Source organism: Methylobacterium sp. E-016 (genome assembly GCF_022829745.1).
Lineage (GTDB): Bacteria > Pseudomonadota > Alphaproteobacteria > Rhizobiales > Beijerinckiaceae > Methylobacterium.
In genome coordinates, this window is record NZ_JAKSYF010000054.1 from 49,685 (window position 1) to 64,447 (window position 14,763).

Below are 14,763 nucleotides of genomic sequence, written 5' to 3' on the forward strand. Positions count from 1 at the left end.
TCAGGCGGCCTTCAGCTTCTTGGCCTTGGCCTGGGCGTCCTCGATGGTGCCGACCATGTAGAAGGCCGCCTCCGGCAGGTCGTCGTACTTGCCCTCGACGAGGCCCTTGAAGCCCTTGATGGTGTCTTCCAGCGGCACCTGGATGCCCGGCGAGCCGGTGAAGATCTCGGCCACCGAGAACGGCTGCGAGAAGAAGCGCTCGATCTTGCGGGCGCGGGCCACGGTCAGCTTGTCCTCTTCCGACAGCTCGTCCATCCCGAGGATGGCGATGATGTCCTGGAGCGACTTGTAGCGCTGCAGCGTCTGCTGGACCTTGCGGGCCACCTCGTAGTGCTCCTCGCCGAGGATCGCCGGCGAGAGCATGCGCGAGGTCGAGTCGAGCGGGTCCACCGCCGGGTAGATGCCCTTCTCGGCGATCGAGCGCGACAGCGTCGTGGTCGCGTCCAAGTGGGCGAAGGAGGCGGCAGGCGCCGGATCGGTCAGATCGTCGGCCGGCACGTAGATCGCCTGCACCGAGGTGATCGAGCCCTTGTTGGTGGTGGTGATGCGCTCCTGCAGGGCGCCCATGTCGGTGGCCAGCGTCGGCTGGTAGCCCACCGCGGACGGGATGCGGCCGAGCAGCGCCGACACTTCCGAGCCGGCCTGGGTGAAGCGGAAGATGTTGTCCACGAAGAACAGCACGTCCTGGCCCTGGTCGCGGAAGTCCTCGGCGATGGTGAGGCCGGTGAGCGCGACGCGCGAGCGGGCGCCGGGCGACTCGTTCATCTGGCCGTAGACCAGCGCGCACTTGGAGCCCTCGGCCGAGCCGTTATGCTCCTTCGGGTCCATGTTGACCTTGGACTCGATCATCTCGTGGTAGAGATCGTTGCCCTCGCGGGTGCGCTCGCCGACGCCGGCGAAGACCGAGTAGCCCGAGTGCACCTTGGCGATGTTGTTGATCAGCTCCATGATCAGCACGGTCTTGCCGACGCCGGCGCCGCCGAACAGGCCGATCTTGCCGCCCTTGGCGTAGGGAGCGAGCAGGTCGACCACCTTGATGCCGGTGACGAGGATCTGCGACTCGGTCGACTGGTCGGTGTAGTCCGGCGCCGGCTGGTGGATGGCGCGCAGGCTGTCGGACTGGATCGGGCCGGCCTCGTCGATCGGCTCGCCGATGACGTTCATGATGCGGCCGAGCGTGTTGTGGCCGACCGGCACCATGATCGGCGAACCCGTGTCGGTGCATTCCTGCCCGCGGGTCAGGCCCTCGGAAGTGTCCATCGCGATGCAGCGCACGGTGCTCTCGCCGAGCTGGGCGGCGACTTCGAGAACGAGGCGGGCGCCGTTGTTCTTGGTCTCGAGCGCGTTCAGGATCTCCGGCAGGTGGCCGTCGAACTGGACGTCGACGACGGGGCCGATGACCTGGGTGATCTTGCCGACCTTGTTGGAGCCGGCGCCGGGGAGAGCGGTGTTTGCCATGATTGCGTGCCCTTGAAAGGTATGCGGTCGGTGCGCCGGTGAGGGCGCTTAGAGGGCTTCGGCGCCCGAGATGATCTCGATGAGTTCCTTGGTGATCATCGCCTGACGCGTGCGGTTGTAGATCAGCGTCTGCTTCTTGATCATCTCGCCCGCGTTGCGGGTCGCGGAATCCATGGCGCTCATGCGGGCGCCCTGCTCGGAGGCCGCGTTCTCCAGGAGCGCCCGGTAGACCTGGACCGTGAGGTTCTTCGGCAGCAGCGTCTCGAGGATCGCTTCCTCGGACGGCTCGAACTCCAGGGCCGAGTCGGCCGGCGCGCCGGTGGTGCTGGCCACGCCCTCGGGCAGCTCCGCCGGGATCAGCCGCTGCGCCGTCGGGATCTGCGAGATCACCGAACGGAACTCGGAGAAGAACAGCGTCGCGACGTCGAACTCGCCGGCCTCGTACCGGGTCAGGATCTTGTCGGCGATCTCGGCGGCGAAGGGGTAGTCCACCGGGCGGTTGCCGCGGATGTCCTGGCTCTCGACGATCTGCTCGCGGAACTGGCGGCGCAGCTGGTCGAGGCCCTTCTTGCCGACCGTCATCATCTTGACGGTCTTGCCCTCGGCCGTGAGCTTGTCGGCATGGGCCCGCGCCAGGCGCGCGATCGACGAGTTGAAGGCGCCGCACAGGCCGCGGTCGCCCGTGCAGACGATCAGCAGGTGCGTCTGGTCCTTGCCGGTGCCGGCCAGCAGCTTCGGGGCGCCGACGCCGCCGACGAGGTTCCCGGCGAGGTTGCCGAGCACGGCCGCCATCTTCTCGGCGTAGGGCCGGCCGCTCTCGGCGGCCGTCTGGGCGCGCCGCAGCTTCGCGGCGGCGACCATCTGCATCGCCTTGGTGATCTTCTGCGTCGCCTTCACCGAAGTGATGCGGTTGCGCAGATCCTTCAAACTCGCCATCGGGTGGTCCGGTCTCTCAGGGCCTGTTCACGACCGGGCGCCCGTCGCCGGGCGCCCGATGCGGCGGGTTCTCAGTTCGCGAGCGACTTGGCCACGCCCTCGACCACGCTCTTCAGCTTGGCGGCGCTGTCGTCCGACAGGTCCTTCGAGTCGCGGATGGTGGAGAGCAGGTCGGCGTGCTTGGAGCGCAGCGCGGAGAGCAGCGCGTCCTCGAACGGGCGGACCTTCGCCACCGGCATCTTGTCGAGGTAGCCGTTGACGCCGGCGTAGATCACCGCGACCTGCTCTTCCATCTTCAGCGGCGAGAATTGCGGCTGCTTCAGGAGCTCGGTGAGGCGCGAGCCGCGGTTGAGCAGCTGCTGGGTCGAGGCGTCGAGATCCGAGCCGAACTGGGCGAAGGCCGCCATCTCGCGGTACTGCGCCAGCTCGCCCTTGATCTTGCCGGCGACCTTCTTCATCGCCTTGGTCTGGGCCGAGGAGCCGACGCGCGAGACCGAGAGGCCGACGTTCACCGCCGGGCGGATGCCCTGGTAGAACAGGTCGGTCTCCAGGAAGATCTGGCCGTCGGTGATCGAGATCACGTTGGTCGGGATGTAGGCCGAGACGTCGTTGGCCTGGGTCTCGATGACCGGAAGGGCGGTCAGCGAGCCGTTGCCGGCGGCATCGCCCATCTTGGCGGCGCGCTCGAGCAGGCGCGAGTGCAGGTAGAACACGTCGCCGGGATAGGCCTCGCGGCCCGGCGGGCGGCGCAGCAGCAGCGACATCTGGCGGTAGGCCACGGCCTGCTTGGAGAGATCGTCGTACGAGATCACGGCGTGCATGCCGTTGTCGCGGAAGTACTCGCCCATGGCGCAGCCGGCGAACGGCGCGATGAACTGCATCGGCGCGGCGTCCGAGGCGGTGGCGGCGATGACGATCGAGTACTCCATCGCGCCCTGGTCCTCGAGGACCTTCACGAACTGGGCGACGGTGGAGCGCTTCTGGCCGATCGCGACGTAGATGCAGTAGAGCTTCGAGGTCTCGTCGCCGCCCGCGGCGTGGCCGGGCTTCTGGTTCAGGATCGTGTCGAGCACGATCGCGGTCTTGCCGGTCTGGCGATCGCCGATGATCAGCTCGCGCTGGCCGCGGCCGACCGGGATCAGGGCGTCGACGGCCTTGAGGCCGGTCGCCATCGGCTCGTGCACCGACTTGCGCGGGATGATGCCCGGCGCCTTCACGTCGACGCGGCGACGCTCGGTCGACTGGATCGGGCCCTTGCCGTCGATCGGGTTGCCGAGGCCGTCCACGACGCGGCCGAGCAGGGCCTTGCCGACCGGCACGTCCACGATCGCGCCGGTGCGCTTGACGGTCTGGCCTTCCTTGATGTCGCGATCGGAGCCGAAGATCACGATGCCGACGTTGTCCTGCTCGAGGTTGAGCGCCATGCCGCGCACGCCCGACTCGAACTCGACCATCTCGCCGGCCTGGACGTTGTCGAGGCCGTAGGCGCGGGCGATGCCGTCGCCGACGGACAGGACCTGGCCGACCTCGGAGACTTCGGCTTCCTCGCCGAAGTTCTTGATCTGGTCTTTCAGGATCGCGGAGATCTCGGCGGCGCGGATGTCCATCGTCGGGCCCTTCAGTTCGTTCGAATCAGGTGTTTACGTGTGATGGCGTGAGCCGGAGCGTCCTCTCGGACGGCCTAGCGCGCTTCCCGCATCGCGAGACGGATGCCGTTGAGCTTGGTCCGGAGCGAGGCGTCGACCATGCGCGAGCCCATCTTGACGATGAGGCCGCCGATCAGGCTGGGGTCAACGTGCAGGTCGAGGTCGATCTCGGACTTGGCGACGTCGCGCAAGCTCGCCTTGATCTCTTCCAGCACCGCGTCGGAGGGACGCTCCGCCACCCGGACCTCGGCGCGGACGATGCCCTTCGACTCGCGCACCAGGCTGCGGAACGCGGAGATCATGCCGGGCAGCGCGAACAGGCGGCGGTTGGCGGCCGAGAGGCGGATGAAGTTGGCGGCCAGGCCGGTGATGCCGGCCTTCTCGAGGATCGCGCCGATCGCGGCGGCCTGCTCCTCGCCGGAGAAGACCGGGCTGCGCACGAGGCGGCGGAGATCGGCGCTCTCCTTGAGCAGGGCGTCGAAGCGCTCCAGGCCCTCGGCCGTCGCATCGACCTGACGCTCGTCACGGGCGAGATCGAACAGGGCGGAGGCGTATCGACCCGACACGCCGCCGACCAGGGAACCCTCGGAACCGTTCTGCGCCACCCGTCGCTCTCTCTTGTTCCTTGGCCCTTCGGTTCCGACCGGGCCGCGCCGTACTGAGGGCGCCGGGCCGGAGACCGTCGGGAAATGGGATTGTGCCGGGCGGTCGGGGACCATGAAGATCCCTCGGCCGGCGCGGCGACCGCCTAGCATGGCAACCGGAGCCGCGCAAGGCGATCGGCCGGCGGCGGCGCTCCGGCCGAGCTTGCGCGAAAGCCGCGATCCGCAGGTGTCGATCAGCAGGCGAGGCGATCGCACCGGCGCGTGGCGGCGATCATCTTCGCCATCGCGCGCGCGCCCGGATGGCCGAGGATGCCGGCATTGCCGAGCACGTAGGACGGGGTCGCGTAGAGGCCGAGATCGGCCGCGATCCGCATCTGGCTCTTGAGCGCCTCGCGGACCTCGTCGCTGTCGGCGATCGTCTCCAGATCCGGGCCGGCGATGCCGAGCGCGGTGCCGGCGGCGAGCGCGCCGGGGCCGTCGATCTTGCCGGGCTTGCCGAGCAGCTGGCCGTAGAAGGCCCAGGCGGCCTCGGAGCCGAGCTTGCGCTGGACGGCCAGCGCCACCTTGGCGGCCTGCGCCGATTGCGGCGACAGGATCGGGTTCTGCACCAGGCCGATCCGAAGCGCCGGGTCGGCGGCGTGCAGCGCGATCACGTCGGCGGCGGCCTTGCGGCAGTAGGGGCAGTTGAAGTCGAAGAACTCGTACAGCGTCGTCTCGGCCTCGCGCGGGCCGACATAGGTGACGCCGCGCAGGGACGCGATCTGCCCGGTGATCTCGCCGGGCAGCACCGAGTTGGCGACCGCCCTGCCCTCGTCGCTCGTCACCGCGACCCGCTGCCCGTAGGACTGGGCGCGGGCGGCCCCGGCGAGGGCGACGCCGGCGGCGGCGGCCGAGGTCGCGAGGAGGTGGCGGCGGGTCAAGGGCATGGCGGCGTCCGGGCGGCGGTGTCGAGCTCGCGCATCAGCCCGGCGATTCAGGCGATGTCGGGGCCTTCGGCCGGATTGTTTCGCCGCGGGATCCGTTCGGCGCGAATTCTCGTCAGCGCATGTCGCCCGGCCGCTCGCCGGCGGCCCAGGCCAGCGCCTGCTCGAGCCGGTCGTTGCCCCAGAAGAGCTCGCCGTCGTCGGTCAGGAAGGTCGGGGCGCCGAAGATGCCACGCGATCGCGCCTCCTCGCCGACGACGCGGAGCTTGGTCTTGTTGGCCTCGCTCGCCGCCGCCTTGAGCTGCTGCGTCCCGTCGAGGCCGAGGCCGTTGAGGATCTCGACCACCGCCGCGGGCTCCGCGATCGAGCGGCCGTGCGCGAAGCAGGATTCGAACACCGCCTTCGAGAACGGCACCAGCCAGTCCTGGTCCTGCCCGAGGATCGCGGCGCGGGTCGCGCTGAGGCTGTTCTGCGGGAACGGATCGGGGCGGCGCACGGGCGGCAGGCCGCAGCGCGCGGCTTCGCGCTCCAAATCGCGCCACATGTTCCGGCCCTTGGCCGGGTAGAGGTTGAAGGGGGAGCTGGTCCAGCCCTGCGAGGCGAAGATCGGCCCGACCAGGAACGGGCGCCAGCGCACGGCGACGCCGGCCGCCACGGCCAGTCCCTCGATCCGGGCGGCGGCGAGGTAGGAATAGGTCGAAGCGAACTCGTACCAGAACTCGAGGGTCGGCTGGCGCGCCATGGTGATCGCTTCTCCGGGTCTGGATGTCGGCACGCAAATCTCGCACCCGTCGGTGTCGGGAGCGAGGCGGCCTCGGGCGCGTGGACGAGGGTCCGCGACGCCCCGCACGCCTGATCGAACGTCCGTCCCGGCATGCCGGTTGCAGGCCGTTCCGGTTGCAGGCTTCGGGACGGCGCGATAAGCCGCCGCAACCCCCGGCCCGCCGCCCTTGGCCCTCGCCTTCGGTCCGTCGCCCGAGGCCCTCGCCCCAAGTCCATCGCCCCAAGTCCCTCGCCCCTGCCCATCGCCGCGAACACCCGAAGGTCCGCATGTCCGAGCCCGACAAGAAGCCCGTGAACAAGGTGGTGCTGGCCTATTCCGGCGGCCTCGACACCTCGATCATCCTGAAATGGCTGCAGACGACCTACGGCTGCGAGGTGATCACCTTCACCGCCGATCTCGGGCAGGGCGAGGAGCTGGAGCCGGCCCGCCGCAAGGCGGAGCTGCTCGGGATCAAGCCGGAGAACATCTTCATCGAGGACCTGCGCGAGGAATTCGTGCGGGACTACGTGTTCCCGATGTTCCGCGCCAACGCGGTCTACGAGGGCGTCTACCTGCTCGGCACCTCGATCGCCCGGCCGCTGATCGCCAAGAAGCAGATCGAGATCGCCGAGCGCCTCGGCGCCGACGCGGTCTGCCACGGCGCCACCGGAAAGGGCAACGACCAGGTCCGGTTCGAGCTCGGCTACTACGCCCTGAAGCCCGACGTGACGGTCATCGCCCCCTGGCGCGAATGGGACCTGAAGAGCCGCGAGCAGCTGATCGCCTTCGCGGAAGCGCATCAGATCCCGATCGCCAAGGACAAGCGCGGCGAGAGCCCGTTCTCGGTGGACGCCAACCTCCTGCACGCCTCCTCCGAGGGCAAGGTGCTGGAGGACCCGGCCGACGAGGTGCCGGACTACGTCTTCTCGCGCACGCTCTCGCCCGAGGAGGCGCCCGACACGCCGACGATCATCACCGTCGGCTTCGAGAAGGGCGACGCGGTCTCCATCGACGGCGAGGCGCTGTCCCCGGCCTCGCTCCTGGCCAGGCTCAACCAGCTCGGCCACGACAACGGCATCGGCCGGCTCGACCTCGTCGAGAACCGCTTCGTCGGCATGAAGAGCCGCGGCATGTACGAGACGCCCGGCGGCACCATCCTGCTGCCGGCCCACCGCGCGATCGAGTCGATCACGCTGGACCGGGGCGCGGCGCACCTGAAGGACCAGATCATGCCGCAATACGCGGAGCTGATCTACAACGGCTTCTGGTTCTCGCCCGAGCGCGAGATGCTGCAGGCGCTGATCGACAAGAGCCAGGAGAAGGTCACCGGCGAGGTCCGGCTGAAGCTCTACAAGGGCGGCGTCCACGTCATCGGCCGGACGAGCCCGCACTCGCTCTACGACCAGGACCTCGTCACCTTCGAGGAAGGCGCCGTCGCCTACGACCACCGCGACGCGGCGGGCTTCATCAAGCTCAACGCGCTGCGGCTGCGGACCCTGGCGCAGCGCAAGAAGCGGGACGCCTGAGGGCCTGCACCCTCCCCCGCGAAGGGGGAGGGAAGCCGCCGGGCGACCGCGGCCTAGGCGTAGTCGCCCGGCGCGATGTCGGCGTAGCGCAGGAAGATCTGCAGCGCCGGCTGGATCTCGTGGTGCAGGGCGGAATCCGGCACCGGCGTCGCGCCGTAGGGCGCCTCCGCGTCGACGCAGGGCACGTCCAGCGCATCGCTCCAGCGCACGGCGAGGTGCGGGATCAGCGCGAGGTGCTCGGGGGTGACGTCGAAGGTGATGTGCTCCGGCGTGGCGCCGTCCGCGTCGCGGAACACGTCGCCGGCCCGGCCCGGATCGAGCTTGGCCAGGGGGTTGTGGTACTGGTAGCGCCCGGGCTTGAGCGCCGCGTGGCGGACGAAGGCGGCGAACGCCGCGCCGACCGCCCGGTGCTCCGCGTCGGCCCCCTCGTCGTCGCCGGTGACGTTGGCGATGTCGTCGTCCCGCGCGGTCGAGCCGTAGGGCGCGTCCGGGTGGATCATCGGCGCTCCCGCCCCGTCGGCGTTCCAGCCGACGACGAGGCGGCGGATCAGGGCGATCCGCTCCAGGGTGATCTCTGTGGTGCCGGTCTCGGCCATGGCGCTCGTTCTCGTTCGGATCACGCTCCCTAACCGCATCGGGCCGGCCTGCGAACCGGGGATCTGAAAAAACTCATCCCCTCAGGCAGCCCATCAGGCCCTCGACCTGCCCCATCCGGCCCTGGATGCGCTCGGCCTGCGCCCGCACCCCGCGCGAGGGCCGCCCGGCGCTGCGCCGGATCGGGTTCGGCAGGGTCGCGGCGAGCAGGGCCGCCTCGCCGCGGGTGAGGTCGCGGGCGTTCTTGCCGAACCAGTGCCGGGCGGCGGCCTGCGCGCCGTAGACGCCGTCGCCCCACTCGGCGACGTTGAGGTAGATCTCCATCATCCGCCGCTTGCCCCAGAGCGCGTCGAGGAGAAACGCGAGCGGGATCTCCAGCGCCTTGCGGAGGTAGGACCGGCCGGGCCAGAGGAAGACGTTCTTCACCGTCTGCATCGCGATCGTCGAGGCGCCGCGGCTCGGGCCGTCCTCGTCGTCGACCACGTCGCGCAGGGCCCCGACGTCGACCCCGTTGTCGAGGCAGAAGCGCTGGTCCTCGGAGGCGACCACCGCCTGGACCAGCGCCGGCGCGATCGCCGACAGCGGCACCGCCTCGCGAGCCACCGGCTGCAGCGTCAACCATCGCCCGAGCATCAGGGTTGAGGGCGGCGTCACCGCGCTATAGAGCAGCGCCAGCGCGAGCATGAGGACGATCCCGACCGCCGGGACGAGCAGGATGCGCCCGACGAGCTTCCGGACCCGCCGCGACGGTGGCGGCAGCTGCGGGCGCCCCAGCGACCTCAGGTCCCGCGCCTCGGTACTCTGCGCGTCGCGACCCGGCGCCGCTTTGCTATCGTCCGCCCGCACCGTGTCGCGTCCCACTCCCGCCAAGGCCCGTTCCCGATGACCTCAACGCAGGCTCACCCCGCTCCGGTCAAGTCGCAAGCCGCCGGCGACGGGTTTTCCCACAAGCTCGCCCGCGTGGCCGACACGGTGGAGACCTTCCTGGTCGAGCGCCTCGGCCCCGAGGTCGGCCCGGGCGAGATCGTGCGCCCGCCCCGCCTGATGGAGGCGATGCGCCATGCGGTGCTCGGCGGCGGCAAGCGCCTGCGCCCGTTCCTCGCGGTCGAGACCGCGCGCATGCTCGGCGGCTCCGAGGCCGGCGCGCTCGCGGCCGGCGCCGGCGTCGAGCTGGTGCACTGCTACTCGCTCGTCCACGACGACATGCCGGCGATGGACGACGACGACATGCGCCGCGGCAAGCCGACCGTGCACAAGGCCTACGACGAGGCCACCGCGATCCTCGTCGGCGACGCGCTGCAGACCCTGGCCTTCGAGATCGTGGCCGACCCGACCTGGCAGCCCGACCCGTCGATCCGTGCCGACCTCGTGCTCGGCCTCGCCCGCGCCTCGGGCTTGGGCGGCATGGTCGGCGGCCAGCTGCTCGACCTGACGGCGGAAGGCCGCTTCGGCCCGGTCTCCCTCGACGTGGACGACACGCTGCGGATGCAGGCGATGAAGACCGGCGCCATCCTCGCCTTCTCGGTCGAGGCCGGCGCGATGGTCGGCGGCGCCACTAGGGACGAGCGCGCCGCGCTGCTGCGCTACGGCCTCGCGCTGGGCCAGGCCTTCCAGATCGCCGACGACATCCTCGACCGCGAGGCCTCGCCGGAGGCGATGGGCAAGGCCACCGGCAAGGACAAGGACGCCGGCAAGGCGACCCTCGTCGACCGCCTCGGCCTCGACGGCGCCCGGGCCGAGTGCGACCGGCTGGTCGGCGTCTGCGAGGAGGCGGTGGCCCGCTGGGGCGACCGGGCGCGGACCCTGTGCGAGGCGGCCCGTTTCACGGTGGCGCGGAAGGTGTGACGTTTCTAAAGCGGTCGAATCAGGGCGCGCGTTTCGCGCCGGTTCGATCGGATCGTCCCACCCACGCCCTCATCCTGAGGTGCCCGCGTGAGCGGGCCTCGAAGGAGTTCTCCAGCACCCTCGCGATCTCTGGAGCGTTCCTTCGAGGCCTCCGCTTCGCTCCATCGCCTCAGGATGCGGAAGTGGAGTGGGACAGTCGAAGATCGGTAAGGCCGGTCGAAGTGAGTCGTTACGGCTCTCAATGACCCATCGATAAGAGGCGAACTCCATGACCACCTACAAGCTCCTGCTCCTGCCCGGCGACGGGATCGGCCCCGAGGTGATGGCCGGCGTCGAGACGGTGCTGACGGCGCTGGCCGAGACCGGGCTCGCCACCTTCGAGACCGAGACCGACCTCGTTGGCGGCTCGGCCATCGACGCCCACGGCAAGCCGCTCTCGGATGCGACGCTGACCAAGGCCGACGCGGCGGACGCGATCCTGCTCGGGGCCGTCGGCGGGCCGAAGTGGAACGGCGTGGCCTACGAGATCCGCCCCGAGGCCGGCCTGCTGCGGCTGCGCAAGGACCTCGGCCTGTTCGCGAACCTGCGCCCGGCGATCTGCTACCCGGCGCTGGCCGACGCCTCGGCGCTCAAGCGCGAGCTGGTCGAGGGCCTCGACATCATGATCGTGCGCGAGCTCACCGGCGGCGTGTACTTCGGCGAGCCGAAGGAGATCACCACCCTGCCCGACGGCTCGAAGCGGGCCGTGGACACGCAGGTCTACACCACCGCCGAGATCGAGCGGATCGCGCACGTCGCCTTCGATCTCGCGGGCAAGCGCTCCGGCCGGGTCGCCTCCGCCGAGAAGCACAACGTGATGAAGTCCGGCGTGCTCTGGAAGGAGGTGGTCACCGAGGTGCACGCCCGCCACTACGCGGGGATCGCGCTGGAGCACGTGCTCGCCGACAACTGCGCAATGCAGCTGGTGCGACGCCCGAAGCAGTTCGACGTGCTGGTGACGGACAACCTGTTCGGCGACGTGCTCTCCGACGTCGCCGCCATGCTCACCGGCTCGCTCGGGATGCTGCCCTCGGCCTCCCTCGGCGCGGTCGACGCGCGCGGAACCCGGAAGGCCCTCTACGAGCCGGTGCACGGCTCGGCGCCCGACATCGCCGGCCAGGACAAGGCCAACCCGATCGCGATGATCGGCTCGCTCGCCATGTGCCTGCGCTACTCGTTCGGCCTCGGCGAGGCGGCCGACCTCGTCGACGGCGCGATCACCGCGGCGCTGGCCGGCGGCGCGCGCACGGCCGACATCGCGGGCGACGGCGCCCCGGTGCTCGGCACCCGCGCGATGGCCGAGCTGATCGCGTCCGAGCTGCGCGTCCGCGCGGCCTGAGCGGCGGGACGCCACGCATGAAAAAGGGCGCGCAGCCCGTGCTGCGCGCCCCGATCGACGAGGTCCGTGTCGGCTTAGTACGGGTTGCCGTAGCGCGCGACGTAGGAGGTCGGATCGATCGCGTCGATCGCCGAGAAGTCGACGTTGCGGATCGCGCTCGACCGGGCGCCGATGAACGGGCCGTTGGTGATCGGGTCGGGCAGGATGCCGCCGCCGTAGCCGTCGTTGCGGCCGTAGACCGGGTTGAGCTGGTTCGACTGCGCGATCAGGACCGGGTTGGTGGCCGGGTTGCTCACCGAGCCGTTGCCCGGCTCGACGACGTTGCCGGCATCCAGCCAGCTGCGCGGGCGGATGCGGATCGGCAGCGGACGGCTGACGCGGTAGCCCGGGGCGTAACCGTCCTGGGCCTGGACCGGCGCGGTGAAGCCGAGGCCGGTGACGGCGAGGGCGCCCAGCAGGGCGATCTTGATCGAGCGCATGACGCACCTTGTTTGAATGCGGGGTCGGGTATGGCGCCGAGAGATTAAGAATCCGGTGCCTGTTGCGGGGTAGACGCCCGAGCGCGGCCGCGGTTCCGGAAAAACGGCTCAGCTTGCGTGTTTTGCCGCATTGTCGCCCCAATCGCGCAAAGGGCTCGCTCAAGGATGCTGCGGTTTCCGCGCGGGCGGCGTGCGGCGCGGCACGATCGAGCCGGTGCGGCCTTCCGGCTCCCCGGACGACAGCGCCCGGATCGGGTCGCAGTTAGCGTCGCGGCGGCCCTCCGCGTCGGCGAAGACCGCGCTCGTGGCCGGGTCGGCGCGCGCGTCGAGGGTGAGCGCGTCGAGGGTGCAGGCGAGCGTGCGCGGCTCGGGCGGCTGCCCGAGGGGCGCACAGAGCCAGCCGTCGATCCGCGCCGGCTGGGCCTCCAGGGTGACGAAGCCGGTGCAGATCCGGCGCCCCGCGCCTGACAGCGTCGCCTCCAGCGTCTCGACCGCACCGAATTTCGTGGCGATCCGCCCGCGCTGGCCGGTCCGGATCACCGAGAGGTTCGGGCCCTCCGCCGCCCGCCGCGCCAGGGTCACGAACAGGCCGGGCTGCGGCTCGGGGGCGTCCCGCGTCAGGGTGAGGCGCAGATGCGTCTCCTCGATCGCCGCGAAGTCGCCGCGGCCGAGCGTCTGCTCCTGTGGGCCGTGCCGCGGTTCGATCCGGGCGGCCTCGCCCGCCAGGTCGAGGCGCAGGCGCCCGGCCGTCACGGCGGGCCGTGGCGCGAGCGTCATAGCCGGCACGAAGGCGATCCCGAGATCGGTGGTCGTGACGGGGGCCGGTGCCGGCTCGGGCGGACGCGTCCGGGCCGTCTCGCGGGACAGCACGCACAGCGCGCCGATCGTCAGCACGGCGCCGACCGCGCGGCCGGCGAAGGCGACGAGCCGCCACCGCCGCGGCGCGGCCGCCGCGGGCGCGAGGTCGGGGAACGTCTCGTCTGTGGCCATCGGATGCGGTCGCGCCTCGGGAAAGCGCCTGCATCCTCCGCCCGGATCCCCTCCCCGGTGGTTTCGATCCGCCGCCCGAGGCCGGCTTTCTCGGCACGCGGTGAATCGAACCTTGCCGCGGGGATGCATGACGAAGCGTGGGAGGCATGACGCCGCCTCCCTTGACAGGCGAGCGACCCCGGCGCCTTGCTCCCGCCTTCCGCAGGTCCCACCTTGCGACGTCGCGGGGCCGGCGGGTCATGGCCCGACGCGGGCGGCGGATGCCGGGATCGCGCGCGGCAAGCGGAGTCTGATCGAGATGGGTTACAAGGTCGCCATCGTCGGCGCCACGGGGAACGTGGGCCGCGAGATGCTGGACATCCTCGCCGAGCGGGCCTTCCCCGCCGACGAGGTCGTGGCTTTGGCTTCGCGCCGCAGCCAGGGCCAGGAAGTCTCCTTCGGCGACAAGATCCTCAAGGTCAAAGCCCTCGACACCTACGACTTCTCCGACACCGACATCTGCCTGATGTCGGCCGGCGGCGAGACCTCGAAGGAGTGGTCGCCCCGCATCGGCGCGCAGGGCTGCGTGGTGATCGATAACTCGTCGGCGTTCCGCTACGAGTCGGACGTGCCGCTGATCGTGCCCGAGGTGAACGCCGACGCGGTGGTCGGCTTCTCCAAGCGCAACATCATCGCCAACCCGAACTGCTCGACGGCGCAGCTCGTGGTCGCCCTGAAGCCGCTGCACGAGGCGGCGACGATCAAGCGCGTGGTGATCTCGACCTACCAGTCGGTCTCCGGCGCCGGCAAGGACGCGATGGACGAGCTGTTCAACCAGACCCGCGCCGTGTTCACGGCCGGCGAGGTGAAGCAGGAGAAGTTCACCAAGCGCATCGCCTTCAACGTCATCCCGCACATCGACGTGTTCATGGAGGACGGCTACACCAAGGAAGAGTGGAAGCTGGTCGCCGAGACCAAGAAGATGCTCGACCCCAAGATCAAGCTCACGGCCACCGCCGTGCGCGTGCCGGTGTTCATCGGCCACGCGGAGGCCGTCAACGTCGAGTTCGAGCGACCGATCTCCGCCGAGGAGGCGACCGCGATCCTGCGCTCGGCGCCCGGCATCCTGGTGATCGATAAGCGCGAGAACGGCGGCTACATGACCCCGCACGAGGCGGCGGGCGAGGACGCCACCTACATCTCCCGCATCCGCGAGGACGCGACGGTGGAGAACGGCCTGAACTTCTGGTGCGTCTCGGACAATCTGCGCAAGGGCGCCGCCCTGAACACGGTCCAGATCGCCGAGCTCCTGATCAACCGCAAGCTGATCGGGCGGGACAGGAAGGCGGCCTGAACGTCGTCCGACGATCGGGATCCATGATTGATCGAGGCGCCGTCCCGCTGGTCGGGCGGCGCCTTTTCATTTTGCAGATCAGGCTGCCGAGCGATGAATCTCGATCTTGGACCGCACCTGCTCCTCGTCGCTCTCGCATCGACCAGCCCGGCGATCGCGAACGACGATCTGATGAAGCATTTGGCGAACCCGGCCGAGCAGGTGCTGCAGACGGTCGACTACGCCAACACGCGCTATTCGAAGCTCGACCAGATCAACGCGGGCAACGTCAAGAACCTCCAGGTGGC

General features: G+C 70.2%; 14 protein-coding genes and 1 pseudogene. 5 read left to right on the forward strand and 10 right to left on the reverse strand.

All coding sequences use genetic code 11. The annotated features are described in order from the left end of the window. The 6 genes from atpD to MKK68_RS04275 form a co-directional block, all read right to left on the reverse strand. On the reverse strand, positions 1-1,458 hold the full coding sequence (gene atpD, locus MKK68_RS04250) for a F0F1 ATP synthase subunit beta (RefSeq protein ID WP_147728190.1): 1,458 nt from the start codon (positions 1,456-1,458) through the stop codon (positions 1-3). Positions 1,459-1,506: 48 nt separating this feature from the next. Continuing rightward, complete coding sequence (locus MKK68_RS04255) at positions 1,507-2,394, reverse strand: F0F1 ATP synthase subunit gamma (protein ID WP_147728191.1); 888 nt, start codon at positions 2,392-2,394, stop codon at positions 1,507-1,509. Positions 2,395-2,465: 71 nt separating this feature from the next. Then, positions 2,466-4,001: a F0F1 ATP synthase subunit alpha gene (gene atpA, locus MKK68_RS04260; protein ID WP_147728192.1), complete on the reverse strand. Its 1,536-nt coding sequence runs from the start codon at positions 3,999-4,001 to the stop codon at positions 2,466-2,468. Between the two features lie 74 nt (positions 4,002-4,075). Further along, positions 4,076-4,645 (reverse strand): F0F1 ATP synthase subunit delta, encoded by a 570-nt coding sequence (locus tag MKK68_RS04265; RefSeq protein ID WP_147728193.1) that lies wholly within the window; start codon positions 4,643-4,645, stop codon positions 4,076-4,078. 233 nt (positions 4,646-4,878) lie between these two features. Then, positions 4,879-5,571: a DsbA family protein gene (locus MKK68_RS04270; protein WP_244028939.1), complete on the reverse strand. Its 693-nt coding sequence runs from the start codon at positions 5,569-5,571 to the stop codon at positions 4,879-4,881. 112 nt (positions 5,572-5,683) lie between these two features. Continuing rightward, a complete protein-coding gene (locus MKK68_RS04275) occupies positions 5,684-6,310 on the reverse strand; it encodes a 2-hydroxychromene-2-carboxylate isomerase (protein ID WP_244028941.1) in 627 nt (208 codons plus the stop codon). 308 nt (positions 6,311-6,618) lie between these two features. Between MKK68_RS04275 and MKK68_RS04280 the strand changes: the two genes are divergently transcribed. Continuing rightward, the gene (locus MKK68_RS04280) at positions 6,619-7,857 is read left to right on the forward strand and encodes an argininosuccinate synthase (RefSeq protein ID WP_147729302.1); all 1,239 of its coding nucleotides are present in this window, start codon (positions 6,619-6,621) and stop codon (positions 7,855-7,857) included. Positions 7,858-7,910: 53 nt separating this feature from the next. Here the strand turns inward: MKK68_RS04280 and MKK68_RS04285 are convergent, their stop codons facing one another. Together MKK68_RS04285 and mtgA are read right to left on the reverse strand one after the other, a co-directional pair. Further along, positions 7,911-8,453, reverse strand: a complete 543-nt coding sequence (locus MKK68_RS04285) for a hypothetical protein (RefSeq protein ID WP_244028944.1) — start codon at positions 8,451-8,453, stop codon at positions 7,911-7,913. Positions 8,454-8,526: 73 nt separating this feature from the next. Continuing rightward, entirely contained in the window at positions 8,527-9,135 is a 609-nt protein-coding gene (gene mtgA / locus MKK68_RS04290; RefSeq protein ID WP_405044393.1) for a monofunctional biosynthetic peptidoglycan transglycosylase, read from the reverse strand. 198 nt (positions 9,136-9,333) lie between these two features. On the opposite strand from mtgA, the gene MKK68_RS04295 reads away from it, so the two are divergent. Both MKK68_RS04295 and leuB read left to right on the forward strand, forming a co-directional pair. Continuing rightward, positions 9,334-10,296, forward strand: a complete 963-nt coding sequence (locus tag MKK68_RS04295; RefSeq protein ID WP_244028946.1) for a polyprenyl synthetase family protein — start codon at positions 9,334-9,336, stop codon at positions 10,294-10,296. A gap of 268 nt (positions 10,297-10,564) precedes the next feature. After that, positions 10,565-11,674, forward strand: coding sequence for a 3-isopropylmalate dehydrogenase (gene leuB, locus MKK68_RS04300; RefSeq protein ID WP_244028948.1), 1,110 nt, complete (start codon positions 10,565-10,567; stop codon positions 11,672-11,674). A gap of 74 nt (positions 11,675-11,748) precedes the next feature. On the opposite strand, the gene MKK68_RS04305 is transcribed toward leuB, so the two are convergent. Continuing rightward, complete coding sequence (locus MKK68_RS04305) at positions 11,749-12,153, reverse strand: hypothetical protein (protein ID WP_147729876.1); 405 nt, start codon at positions 12,151-12,153, stop codon at positions 11,749-11,751. 159 nt (positions 12,154-12,312) lie between these two features. Continuing rightward, the gene (locus MKK68_RS04310) at positions 12,313-13,143 is read right to left on the reverse strand and encodes a hypothetical protein (RefSeq protein ID WP_244028950.1); all 831 of its coding nucleotides are present in this window, start codon (positions 13,141-13,143) and stop codon (positions 12,313-12,315) included. A 298-nt stretch (positions 13,144-13,441) separates the two neighbouring features. Here MKK68_RS04310 and MKK68_RS04315 point away from each other — a divergent pair, with 298 nt between their 5' ends. Together MKK68_RS04315 and MKK68_RS04320 are read left to right on the forward strand one after the other, a co-directional pair. Continuing rightward, positions 13,442-14,476, forward strand: coding sequence for an aspartate-semialdehyde dehydrogenase (locus MKK68_RS04315; RefSeq protein WP_147729787.1), 1,035 nt, complete (start codon positions 13,442-13,444; stop codon positions 14,474-14,476). A 93-nt stretch (positions 14,477-14,569) separates the two neighbouring features. Beyond that, positions 14,570-14,763, forward strand: a pseudogene (locus MKK68_RS04320) (PQQ-dependent dehydrogenase, methanol/ethanol family); the annotation flags it as partial.